Origin of the sequence: Nocardia sp. NPDC052001, assembly GCF_040680615.1 — a bacterium.
Lineage (GTDB): Bacteria > Actinomycetota > Actinomycetes > Mycobacteriales > Mycobacteriaceae > Nocardia.
Genome location: NZ_JBFAXC010000004.1, coordinates 54944 through 67359, shown reverse-complemented (window position 1 = coordinate 67359; position 12416 = coordinate 54944). Strand labels below are relative to the sequence as shown.

The following is a 12416-nucleotide window of genomic DNA, read 5'->3' as shown; positions in this document are numbered from 1 at the left end:
TCGTGCGAGCGCTGGAACAGATTCGTCAATGGCCGGTCCGGCATACCGCGGCCGGTGTCGTGGTCCGGGATAAGGGCGTCACCGATACCGAGGGCGAGCTCGAAAGGGTGTTCCGACTAGCCTCGGTGACCAAACCCCTTGTGGCGTACGCGGTTCTGGTGGCCGTCGAGGAGGGCGCGGTCGAATTGGACCAGCCCGCCGGACCACCCGGTTCCACCGTGCGGCATCTGCTGGCGCACACCTCCGGCCTGGCCTTCGACACCACCGAGGTGCTCGCCGAACCCGGTCTGCGGCGCATCTACTCCAGTGCCGGATTCGAACTGCTCGCCGATTTCGTCGCCGAGCAAACCGCGATTCCCTTCGATCGCTACCTGCACGAGGCCGTCTTCGAACCCCTCGGCATGACATCCTCGGTGCTGGCCGGGCCCGCCGGACATGCGGGGCAATCCTCGGTCGCAGATCTGCTGCGGTTCGCCGGTGAATTGCTGAACCCCACTATCTTGAGTGCCGAATTGCTCACCGAGGCAAGCACAGTGCAGTTCCCGGGACGCAATGGCGTACTTCCGGGTTACGGGTCGCAGCGTCCCAACGACTGGGGTCTGGGTTTCGAAATTCGGGATCACAAACTCCCGCACTGGACCGGAGGCGCGAATTCCGCGCGCACCTTCGGGCACTTCGGGCAATCGGGAACTTTCCTCTGGGTTGATCCGGAAGTCGGCATGGCGTGTCTCGCTTTGGCGGACGAAAATTTCGGTGACTGGGCGCGCGCGGCATGGCCGACCCTCAGCGATGCCGTGATCGCGGAGTTTGCCTAGAACCACGACACGGCGGACAAGTAACACACGTAACTCCGGGCACTCCAGTAAGCTCGGGCAACACTGGCTGGAGCGGGTCGTTGGGGAAGACGTCCCCGTCGAAGCCGGAGGTGTTAGTGGTGCGCGGAACGAGTCAGTTCGCCGACGCGACGTCTGGTGTGGTCTACATTCATTCGTCGCCGGCGGCGCTGTGCCCGCATATCGAATGGACGCTCACCTCCACCTTGAAGGCGCCCGCGAAACTCCGTTGGACCGCACAGCCCGCGGCTCCCGGAAATTTGCGGGCGACCACCGATTGGTACGGGCCAGTTGGTACCGGTGGGCGGTTAGCTGGAGCATTGCGAGATTGGCCCGTCCTAGCCTTCGAGGTCACCGAGGATCCCAGCGAAGGGGTCGACGGTGAGCGCTACAGCTTCGTGCCCGGCCTCGGCCTCTGGCACGGCGCGACCGGTGCCAGCGGCGATGTCATGGTGGGGGAGATGCGACTGCGCTCGATAGTCGCCGAGGCACGCGAACGCGGTCGCGGATCCGCCAATGACATTGCCGCCGAGATCGATCGCGCACTGGGCACGGCATGGGACGATGCCCTCGAACCCTTCCGCCTCGGCGGTGAGGGCGCGGAGGTCACCTGGCTGCGCCGCGACGTCGGCTGACGGTCGCCTCCGCCGCACGACACGCCCGACAGTAATCATCGGTTCTGTGCGATAAGGAGATTGCGGTGCGAGGAATCCTGGGTCCGCTGGCCGTCGCGGCACTCGCCGCCACGACGCTCACGCTGACCGCGTGCGGGGATGGCGACAGTTCGGCCGCCATCACCAGCGCGGCCAAACCCACCACCGTTCCCGCGATGGCGGCCCAGCCGCTCCCCGGGCAGGAGGTCGTGCAATGCGGCTCCGGGCCCAATGGGCTCGCCGTCGTCACCTTCACCACCAAGGGGGCGGATTTCTGCCCGACGGCGCTGTCCGTGGCCACCAGCTATGTGCAGGAGCGGACCAAGAAGTCCGAAGGGGACGTGGCCATCGAGGTGGCCGATATGCGCTGGGTCTGCGGTGAGCGCCAAGGCGATCCGAATCCGTTCGAGGAGTGCGCCAGCCAGAACGAATCCGCGGACAAGGTGCGCATGCTCTCCTAGAAAATCTCGGTCCCGGCCATGCCGGCGGCTGCTCCACCGTCATCCCGGCGTGCTTTCGGCCGGGATCCACCCTTCGAGCCCTCCCGCCCTACCGCATCGTGCGCGATGAACTTCGCCCCGCGCACGCCCGTAGTGCTGGTGTGGCGACAGACACACGTCAGTGCCGGGCGACGGTGGAGACCGCGCGGGGTGCGATTACGCCACGCACCCCGGTCCCCACCCCCGGCGAACCTGACGCGGTACGCGAGGGAGCGGCACAGTGACGACGGCTGGATTCGATATCGAAGGGCTGCGGGCCACCATCGACGGTGTGGTGATGACCCCGAAAGACGCCGAATACGATGCGGCACGGCAGGTATGGAGTGGAAGTTTCGACCGCCGACCGGCGGTCATCGTGCAGCCCGCGTCCGCCGCGGGCGTGGCGAGGGCGCTGCTGCACGCGCGGCGGCACGGACTGGATCTCACCGTGCGCGGTGGAGGGCACAATTACGCCGGGCACGCGGTCGCCGATGACGCCATGCTCATCGATCTCGGTGCGCTCGCGAATGTCACCGTCGATCCGGCGGCCAAGACCGCCCGCGTCGGCGGCGGGGCCACCTGGGCACAGGTCGACGCGGCGACGGCCGAGCACGCGCTCGCGGTCACCGGCGGCTTCATCAGCGATACCGGCGTCGGCGGGCTCACCCTCGGCGGCGGTATGGGCTGGCTCACCGCACGCTGCGGATTGTCCTGCGACAGTGTGATTTCCGCGCAGGTGGTGACCGCCGACGGTCATATCGTCACGGCCTCCGCCGATGAGAATCCGGACCTGCACTGGGCGATCCGCGGTGGCGGCGGCAATTTCGGCATCGTCACCGAATTCACCTTCGCCCTGCATGATCTGCCGCCGCTGGCCCAGCTCACCATGCTCTACTGGACCCCCGCGGACGGGGAGGCCGGACTCGCGGCGGGCGTCGAGCGCATGCAGACCCTGCCCGACGGATACACCGGCGCACTGCTGGCCGTCAGCTCTCCGCCGCTGCCGTTCGTCCCCGAGCAGTATCAGGGCCAGCCCGGATTCGTCACTGCCGTAGTAGGTTTCGGCACTCCCGAGGAACTGGCCGAGGTGGTGGCGCCCCTGCGCGCGGCGGCACCGGCCCCCGCCTGGGAACTGGTCACCCCCATCCCGTACACCGCGCTCCAGCAGATGTTCGACGACGCCGCCCCGCGCGGTTTGCCCGCCTACGAGAAGTCGCTCTACATAGACGATCTCAACGCCGAGGTGATCGCCGAACTGGTAACCCGCTTCCCCCAGCGCAAATCCCCCCTCACCATCGCCCCCATCTTCCCCCTGCGCGGCCGCTACTCCGAAACAGCCGACGACGCAACGGCATTCGGCGGCTCCCGGCAACCCTGCTGGGCGGTGAACCTCAGTGCCCTGTGCCCCGACCCCGCCGACTTCGACGCCGAACGCGCCTGGGTCCGCGACACCTGGGACGCCCTGCTCCCGCACGCCCGCTCCGACGCTGGCTACATCAACTTCCTCGTCGACGACGACCAACAGCGCATCCGAGACACCTACGGCGACAAGTACTCCCGCCTCGCCGCCCTCAAAACCACCTGGGATCCGGACAACATCCTGCACCACAACGCCAACATCCGACCGGCCTGATCCGGTCGCGGTGCCATAGCGGCCTCCGGGGCACGGGCCACCGGGTTCGCGCCCCACCGCGAAGGCCGATCACGTGGACGCGAAAGTGGGCGGTCTCCAGGGAGACCGCCCACTTACCTTGCCCCGCAGGGCTTTACGTGCGAATCCCTACAGCGGGATGTTCTTCAGGTGGCTCGGGCGGGACGGAGCCGCGGCCAGGGCGGCGGCGATGATCGAGCGGGTCTTGCTCGGATCGATGACCTCGTCCACCACGCCGATCGCCACGGCGCGCTCCACGCCGCCCGCGATCTGCTCGTGCTCGACGGTCAGGCGCTCGATCAGGGCCTCGCGCTCCTCCTCCGGGGCGGCCGCGATGGCGCGCTTGTGGAGGATGCCGACGGCGGCCTTGGCGCCCATGACGGCGACTTCGGAACCGGGCCAGGCGTATACGGCGGTGGCACCGAGCGAGCGTGCGTTCATCGCGATGTACGCGCCGCCGTAGATCTTCCGGGTCACCAGGGTGACGCGCGGAACGCGGGCCTCAGCGAAGGCGTGCAGCAGCTTCGCGCCGCGACGCACCACGCCTTCCCACTCCATCGACACACCGGGCAGATACCCCGGAACGTCGGTGACGACCACCAGCGGAATGCCGAACGAGTTGCACAGGCGCACGAAACGCGCTGCCTTCTCGGCACTTTCGGAGTTCAGGCAGCCACCCATGCGGATCGGGTTGTTGGCCAGCACACCCACGGTGCGCCCGCCGAGACGGCCCAGACCGGTCACGATCGACCGCGCGTACCCGCCCTGCAATTCCTCGAAAGAGCTTTCGCCGTCGACATTGTCGAGCAGCTCGTGCACGATCGGCTTCACGTCGTAGGCGCGCTTGGCCGATGCGGGCAGCATGGCCTTCAGATCGACATCGCCGTGCGCGGCGGCGACCAGATCGAACTCGCCCTGCTCGGCGAACATCGACACCAGCCGACGCCCGCGATGCAGCGCATCGGCCTCGTCATTGGCCACGATATGGCACACACCCGACTTCTTGCCGTGCGTGACCGGCCCGCCCAGAGTCGCCATATCCACGTTCTCGCCGGTGACGCTCTTGACCACGTCGGGACCGGTGACGAAGACACGGCCCTCGGGGGCCATGATCACGATATCGGTGAGTGCGGGACCGTACGCGGCGCCACCGGCGGCGAAGCCGAGCACCACGGAAATCTGCGGGACGAGACCGGACGCGCGAACCATGGCCTCGAAGACCAGTCCGACGGCGTGCAGGGCCTCGACACCTTCGGCGAGCCGGGCGCCGCCCGAATGCCAGATGCCGACAACGGGAATCTTGGAGTCGATCGCGGTATCGATCGCGTCGACGATGTGCTTGCAACCCTCCACACCCATCGCACCGCCCATGACGGTCGCGTCGGAGCAGTAGGCGACGGTGCGAACGCCATCGACCTCACCCATGGCGGCGAGGACGCCGGACTTGTCACGGGGATGCAGCGGGAGCACGGTCCCGGGATCGAAGAAGCGCTGCAATCTACCCAGCGGGTCGCGGGGATCGAGCGCGGTGTCGGCATGAGCCGGAGCCATGATGGTCATCGCATACTCTCCTCTTGATTAAGGAAGTGCGGTCGCCTGAGAGCGGCTGCGAAAATGTCGAAGTCCCGGGGGGATTCGGGTGCGGGATCGCATCCGAATCCCCGCCGGGACCACTTGTCTTACAAACCGGCGCTGCGGTGCCGAGTTATCGGTGCACCAGTTGGTGCGTCAGTACCGGCCGAAGGCGAGCGCGACATTGTGCCCACCGAAACCGAAAGAGTTGTTGATCGCGTACTCGATGTCCTGACGACGAGCTTCGCCGTGCACGACATCCAGGTCGATCTCCGGATCCTGGTTCTCCAGATTCAGCGTCGGAGGGACGATGCCGTCCCGGATGCTGAGGACCGTGAGTACCGACTCGAGCGCGCCGACGGCGCCGATCGAGTGGCCCAGGGCGGACTTGGGTGCGTAGACCGAGGCATGGGCAACGCCAGCCTTGTGAATCGCGTTCTTCTCCGCGGTGTCACCGATGGGGGTGGCAGTCGCGTGCGCGTTGACGTGGGTGATGTCCTTGGGGGACAGACCCGCCGTCTGCATCGCGCGCTGCATGGCCCGACCGGCACCGCTGCCCTCCGGATCCGGCGCCACCAGGTGGAAGCCGTCCGAAGTGATGCCCGCGCCCATCAACCGGGCGTGGATGGTCGCACCACGAGCCTTGGCGCTCTCCTCGGTCTCGACGACCATGAGTGCGCCCGCTTCGCCGAAGACGAAGCCGTCACGATCCTTGTCGAACGGACGCGAGGCGCCCTTCGGATCGTCGTTGCGAGTGCTCATCGCACGCATCATCGAGAAGGCCGCGATCGGCACCGAATCGATGAAGCCTTCGACGCCACCGGTGACGACCATATCGGCGTCACCCATGACGATCATCCGCCACGCGTTGGCGATGGCTTCCGAACCCGACGAGCACGCCGAGACCGGAGTGATCACTCCTGCCCGGGCCTTGAGCTCGAGACCGACAACGGCGGAGGGACCATTCGGCATGACCATCTGAACAGCCAGCGGCGAGATCTTGCGATAGCCACCGTTCTTCAGCTTGTCGACCGAATCGATGAGCGCGTCGCCGCCACCGAGGCCGGTGCCGATCGCGACGCCGAGGCGCAGCGGGTCGACCTCGGGGGAGCCGGCGTTCTTCCAGACTTCGCGACCGAGGACGGTCGCCAGCCGCTCGACATACGCCATACGGCGGATCTCGACCCGGCTGAGCAGCGTGTCCGGCGACACCTTGAGGTGTCCGCCGATGCGAACCGGAAGGTCGTACTCCTCGATGAAGTCATCCTCGAGAACGTCAATGCCGCTCTCGCCGTTGAGGAGTCCCTTCCACGTCGCATCGACGTCACCGGCGATCGACGTGGTCGCCGCCATGCTCGTGACGACAACGTTGGGGAAGTTCCCGTTCAAGGTGGAAGGAGTGGTCACAGTTGCGGTCCTACTCGTTTCCGAACTTGGACTTGAGCTCCGCAGCGGCGTCGGCGTTCTCGGCCTCCAGCTTCTGGATGTAGGAGACGGCGTCGCCGACGGTCTTCAGGCTGGCAAGGTCCTCGTCCGGGATCTTGACGCCGTACTTGTCCTCGGTCTGAACGGCGATCTCGACCATCGACAGGGAGTCGATGTCCAGGTCGTCGACGAAGGACTTCTCGATGGTCACCTCGGAGGGCTCGATACCGGTCACCTCTTCGATGATCTTGCCGAGCTCTTCGACGATCTGTTCCTGGGTCAGAGCGGCCACTGTGGTGGCTCCCTTCTTGATTCCTGTAGTGGGTCGATTTTTTGGTTTTCGTGCTTGCGGCTCGTTTGCCTTCGTCGCCGTTGACGAAGCGAGCCGCGAGTCAAGCTAGCCCGTGGTGGTGAGTTCGGCCAGCGCGGGGATGTCCGCGGGAGTCTTCAGCGCCAGATTCGGGGTGCCCTTGAGCTCCCGCTTGGCGATGCCGACCAGGGTGCCGGCCGGTGGCAGCTCTGCCACCGCGGAAACACCTGCCGCGCGAACGGTTTCGGTGCACAGATCCCAGCGCACGGGGCGCGTGACCTGGGCAGCGAGCTTATCGACCGCATCCTGTCCGGAGCTCACCGGCTTACCGTCGAAGTTCGACAGCAGGGTCCGGATCGGCTCACCGGGAGCGATCTTGGCGATGGCCGCTGCCACTGCGTCCTGGGCGGGTGCCATGAACGCGGTGTGGAAAGCGCCTGCGACGGGAAGGGCTCGGACGCGCGCCTTTTCGGGCGGGTTGCTCGCAAGCTCTGCGAGCGCGTCCAGCCTACCCGCCGCCACGATCTGACCGACCGCGTTGCGGTTGGCCGGGATCAGGCCGAGTTCGTCGAGCCGGGCGAGCACGACGGCTTCGTCACCGCCGAGCACCGCGGACATACCGGTCGGCTCGAGTGCGCAAGCCTTGGCCATCTCCGCACCGCGGAGAGCGGCCAGTGCTACCGCGTCATCGGAGGAGATGATCCCCGCGATGGCGGCGGCGGCAAGTTCGCCCACCGAGTGTCCGGCGACGATGGTATCCGCGGGAAGCGAATCCGTGGGGATTTCCGCGAAGGCCAGAAGTGCTGCCGCGACCACCAGAGGCTGAGTCACCGCGGTATCGGTGATCTCCTCGGCGGTCGCCGTGGTACCCAACCGCAGCAGGTCCAGTCCCGAAGCCTTCGACCACAGCGCGATTCGATCGGCCGCGCCGGGCAGTTCGAGCCAAGGGGTGAGCATGCCGGGTGTCTGAGAGCCCTGTCCTGGGGCGAACACTGCGATCACGTCTCTAGAAAACACTGTGGTGCCCATCTCACGAGATGTCGGCGCGAATGAAGCTTGCCGGAGTCTTTTGTGAGGAGTCTACAAAAGGGCACGTGGGTTGTTCGGATCGTCCGATTCCCCAGACGCGTTACATCCCATCTTTAGGTTCTGTGACGGGGGTTACATCTGGGGCCGAAGTGGGCGATTCGTTACGGATTCGCGTCAGGCGACCTATCGTGGACGCGATTCGTAACACGTAGGCATCGCGCGGGTTCATCGGATCACGTCCCGTGATGTCGGCGATTCGCTTCAACCGATAGCGGACGGTATTTGGATGAACGAACAGTTGCCGTGCGCAAGTCTCTACGGCACCGCCGCAGTCCAGGTAGGCGTCCAAGGTATTGGACAGCTCGCCCGCAGCGGCGGCCAACGGTAGCACAAGCAGCTCGTTGAGGGCGGTTACCGCGGCACGATCTCCCAAAAGCGCACGCTCGGGCAGCAGTTCGGTCGCGTGCACCGGGCGTGGCGCGCTGCGCCAGCCCACCACGGCCTCCATACCGGCCATCGCCTCGACAGAACTTATATGTGCGACGGACAGCGTGCGGGTGGTCGGGCCGATGACCACCGGACCGTCCGAGAAAGCCTCGCTGAGCAGGTCGGCGAGGAAGGGCGAGGGGTACATGGTGTCGCCCAGATGGCCGCTGACCACCATGACCAGGCGCGATCCCTGCACCACCGCCAGAGCGTTGCGACCGTGCCGGGCGGCCACCGAATGCACCGAACCGACCACGGCCACTTGATCTTTGGGGGGCGTGCCGACCAGCACCGTCGCCGGTGCGGTGGCATCCCAGTTGAGAGTGGCGGCGCGCGAGAGCATTTCGGGCCCGGTATCGCCGCGTACCACCGCGTCCACGACCAGCGCTTCCAGCCGGGTATCCCACGCGCCGCGCGATTCCGCCGCGCTGGCGTACACCGATGCGGCCGCGAAGCCCAGCTCACGGCCGTATCGCAGCACCGCCTCGGTCAAAGCCACCAGCTGCCGGTCATTGCGCGCCAGCGCGGGCAGCCACTGTTCGAAGAACTCCATGGCCACGCGGACCATGTCGACGGTCTGGCGCAGCGTCAGCCGCCGCGCCAGATCGTCCGGGATGACCTGGAAAGCGTCCAGGCTGAACCTGATATCGCTCTCCGGATCCTGCAGCCACTCCAGGAAGTTCACCACCGCGGTCTGCACCAGCATCTGGACACCGGCGCGTTGCGCGGCATCCAGATTGGCGAAGAACGGCAACCGCTCCTGCATCGAGGACACGGCCTCGGTGGAGAGTCGGCCCGAGAACTGTTTTACCCGCTTGAGCAGCGTGTCCGGTAGGGGGTCTCGGGTCTGGCGGTTCGGCGAGAGCGCGCCGGTCGGAAGGTAGACCTCGTGTTCGGAGGAGCCTTCGTTGATCCGGCGCGGCCTCGGCGGTTTACGTTCCACGGTGTTAATCGTGCGTTATGCGTCGCCACCTTCACTACCGGGTGCCGCCTTCGGCGCGGCGTTCACATCGTCGATGCGGTATTTGGCGGCTGCCTCGACCAGCTTGGCGCGGTCGATCTTGCCGGCCTCGGCGAGCCCGGAAAGGGCCGCTACCACGATCGATGCGGCATCCACGTTGAAGACGCGGCGGGCTGCCGGACGGGTGTCGGAGAAACCGAAACCGTCCGTGCCGAGCGAGATGAACTTGCCCGGCACCCACTGGCGGATCTGATCCGGTACCGCGCGCATCCAGTCCGAGGCGGCCACGAACGGGCCCTCGGCCTGTCCGAGCGCCTGGGTGATGTACGGCTGGCCCGGATCGGTGTCCGGATGCCGCAACTTCTGGATCTCCTTGGCGAGAGCCTCTTTTCGCAGCTCACCCCAGGAGGTCACGGACCAGACGTCCGCCTGTACGCCCCACTCCTCGGCCAGCATCTCCTGGGCGCGCAGGCCGTCGGGCATGGTGACGCCCGCGACCAGGATCTGGGCGCGCACCGCGCCCTCACCACCGCGCTTGTAGAGGTAGATGCCCTTGAGCAGGCCCTCCACATCCAGGTTCTCCGGCTCGGCCGGCTGTGACTGCGGCTCGTTGTAGAGGGTGATGTAGTAGAAGATGTCCTCGCCGCCGAAGTCGTGATGCTCCGAATGCGCTTCGGGATCGGTGCCCGGCAAGGCTTCTTGATACCCGGTGACGCCGACGCCGCCGCCGTACATGCGGCGCAAGCCATCTCGCACGATATGGGCGATTTCGAAGGCGAAGGCCGGGTCGTACGGGACACACGCCGGATTGGTCGATGCCAGCAGCAGCGAGTGACCGTCGTTGTGCTGCAGGCCCTCTCCGGTCAGTGTGGTTCGCCCGGCGGTTGCTCCGAGGACGAATCCGCGCGCCATCTGATCCGCGGCGGCCCACAGACCGTCCCCGGTGCGCTGGAAACCGAACATCGAGTAGAAGATGTACAGCGGGATCATCGGCTCGCCGTGCGTGCTGTACGAGGTGCCAACGGCCGTGAAGGACGCGGTCGATCCGGCTTCGTTGATGCCCTCGTGCAGAATCTGGCCGATGCTCGACTCTTTGTAGGCAAGCATCAATTCGGCGTCGACCGATGTGTACAACTGACCGTTGCGGTTGTAGATCTTCAACGAAGGGAACCACGAGTCCATACCGAAGGTGCGGGCCTCGTCCGGGATGATCGGCACGATGCGCTTGCCGATTTCCTTATCCCGCAACAGTTCCTTCATGAGGCGCACGAAGGCCATCGTGGTGGCCACGCTCTGCTTGCCCGAGCCCTTGCGGACCGAACGGTAGGCCTCATCGCCCGGAAGTTGCAGAGGCTTTGCTGCGGTACGCCGCTCGGGCACGAAACCGCCCAGCTGCTTACGGCGGCCCATCATGTACTGGATTTCCGGCGCGTCCATACCGGGGTGGTAGTACGGCGGCAGATACGGATTGGCCTCGAGCTGCTCATCGGTGATCGGAATGCGCTGCACATCGCGGAACGACTTGAGGTCGTCCAGGGTCATCTTCTTCATCTGGTGCGTGGCATTGCGGGCTTCGAAGTGCTTGCCCAGGCCGTAGCCCTTGATGGTCTTGGCGATGATGACCGTCGGCTGTCCCTTGTGCGCCATGGCCGCCGCGTACGCCGCGTAGATCTTGCGATAGTCGTGGCCGCCGCGCTTGAGGTTCCAGACCTGACTGTCGGACAGGCCCTTCACCAGCTCCTTGGTGCGCGGATCGCGACCGAAGAAGTGTTCGCGCACGTACGCGCCGTCATTGGCCTTGTACGTCTGGTAGTCGCCGTCGGGGGTGGTGTTCATCAGGTTGACCAGCGCGCCGTCGCGGTCGGCTTGGAGTAGCGAGTCCCACTCGCGGCCCCAGACCACCTTGATGACATTCCAGCCGGCGCCGCGGAAGAACGACTCCAGTTCCTGAATGATCTTGCCGTTGCCGCGCACCGGGCCGTCCAGGCGCTGCAGGTTGGCGTTGATGACGAAGGTCAGATTGTCCAGGCCCTCGTTCGCGGCGACCTGGATGAGGCCGCGCGATTCCGGCTCGTCCATCTCGCCGTCGCCGAGGAACGCCCACACGTGCTGATCGGAGGTGTCCTTGATACCGCGATCGTGCAGGTAGTGATTGAAACGCGCCTGGTAGATGGCGTTCATCGGGCCCAAACCCATGGAGACCGTGGGGAATTCCCAGAAGTCCGGCATGAGCCGCGGATGCGGATAGGACGAGAGACCGGCTCCGGGGCCGCCGTGGGAGTACTCCTGGCGGAACCCGTCCATCTGATCTTCGGTGAGGCGGCCCTCGAGGAACGCGCGCGCGTAGATACCGGGGGAGGCGTGGCCCTGGATGTAGATCTGGTCGCCGCCGCCCGGATGATCCTTACCGCGGAAGAAGTGGTTGAAACCCACCTCATAGAGGGCCGAGGACGACGCGTAGGTCGAAATATGGCCGCCCACACCGATTCCGGGGCGCTGGGCGCGGTGCACCATGACCGCGGCGTTCCAGCGGATGTAGGCGCGGAAGCGGCGCTCGGTCTCCTCGTCGCCGGGGAACCAGGGCTCGTTCTCGGTGGGGATGGTGTTGACGTAGTCCGTCGAAGTCAGCGCGGGGATCGCGACGTGGCGTTCGCCGGCGCGCTCCAGCATCCGCAGCATGAGGTAGCGGGCGCGACCCGGTCCTTCACGCTCGAGCATTTCATCGAAGCTGTCCAGCCATTCGCTGGTCTCCTCCGGATCGATGTCCGGAAGGTATGACGCCACCCCCTCGCGGATCACTCGGACCCGGCCCCCCGCCGGGCGATTACGTGCCGTGCCATTTGTGGGACTCGACGAAGGATTGGGGTGCATCAGGTCGGTCAAGACGATTGCTCCTCGTACACAGGGTGGGACATCTGATAGGCGTCATTCACCCGGGCAGTCGCTGGTGTGCGGCATACCCGTAACGATTGGTTTGGGGCGCATCTCACATCCTTGTGCATGATGCGTCCCAGCTC

Annotated in this window: 10 protein-coding genes; 4 read left to right on the top strand and 6 right to left on the bottom strand. The window is 66.0% G+C overall.

Translation table 11 applies throughout. The annotated features are described in order from the left end of the window. Positions 1-2: 2 nt before the first annotated feature. The 4 genes from AB0L82_RS20440 (at position 3) to AB0L82_RS20425 (ending at position 3598) form a co-directional block, all read left to right on the top strand. The gene (locus AB0L82_RS20440) at positions 3-815 is read left to right on the top strand and encodes a serine hydrolase domain-containing protein (RefSeq protein WP_364638267.1); all 813 of its coding nucleotides are present in this window, start codon (positions 3-5) and stop codon (positions 813-815) included. 119 nt (positions 816-934) lie between these two features. Then, complete coding sequence (locus tag AB0L82_RS20435; protein ID WP_364638265.1) at positions 935-1468, top strand: DUF3145 domain-containing protein; 534 nt, start codon at positions 935-937, stop codon at positions 1466-1468. A gap of 65 nt (positions 1469-1533) precedes the next feature. Next, positions 1534-1947, top strand: coding sequence for a hypothetical protein (locus AB0L82_RS20430; protein ID WP_364638262.1), 414 nt, complete (start codon positions 1534-1536; stop codon positions 1945-1947). 259 nt (positions 1948-2206) lie between these two features. Further along, positions 2207-3598 (top strand): FAD-binding oxidoreductase, encoded by a 1392-nt coding sequence (locus AB0L82_RS20425; RefSeq protein WP_364638259.1) that lies wholly within the window; start codon positions 2207-2209, stop codon positions 3596-3598. Between the two features lie 147 nt (positions 3599-3745). On the opposite strand, the gene AB0L82_RS20420 is transcribed toward AB0L82_RS20425, so the two are convergent. The 6 genes from AB0L82_RS20420 to aceE all read right to left on the bottom strand — a co-directional run bounded on the left by AB0L82_RS20420 (position 3746) and on the right by aceE (position 12270). Further along, complete coding sequence (locus AB0L82_RS20420) at positions 3746-5176, bottom strand: carboxyl transferase domain-containing protein (protein WP_364638257.1); 1431 nt, start codon at positions 5174-5176, stop codon at positions 3746-3748. A 168-nt stretch (positions 5177-5344) separates the two neighbouring features. Beyond that, positions 5345-6595 (bottom strand): KasA/KasB family beta-ketoacyl-ACP synthase, encoded by a 1251-nt coding sequence (locus AB0L82_RS20415; RefSeq protein WP_364638254.1) that lies wholly within the window; start codon positions 6593-6595, stop codon positions 5345-5347. A gap of 10 nt (positions 6596-6605) precedes the next feature. Then, a complete protein-coding gene (gene acpM / locus AB0L82_RS20410; RefSeq protein ID WP_364638251.1) occupies positions 6606-6905 on the bottom strand; it encodes a meromycolate extension acyl carrier protein AcpM in 300 nt (99 codons plus the stop codon). A 105-nt stretch (positions 6906-7010) separates the two neighbouring features. After that, complete coding sequence (locus AB0L82_RS20405; RefSeq protein ID WP_364638248.1) at positions 7011-7925, bottom strand: ACP S-malonyltransferase; 915 nt, start codon at positions 7923-7925, stop codon at positions 7011-7013. A 127-nt stretch (positions 7926-8052) separates the two neighbouring features. Continuing rightward, on the bottom strand, positions 8053-9351 hold the full coding sequence (locus AB0L82_RS20400; protein ID WP_364640355.1) for a helix-turn-helix domain-containing protein: 1299 nt from the start codon (positions 9349-9351) through the stop codon (positions 8053-8055). 45 nt (positions 9352-9396) lie between these two features. Beyond that, a complete protein-coding gene (gene aceE / locus AB0L82_RS20395) occupies positions 9397-12270 on the bottom strand; it encodes a pyruvate dehydrogenase (acetyl-transferring), homodimeric type (protein ID WP_364640352.1) in 2874 nt (957 codons plus the stop codon). Between the last annotated feature and the right edge of the window lie 146 nt (positions 12271-12416).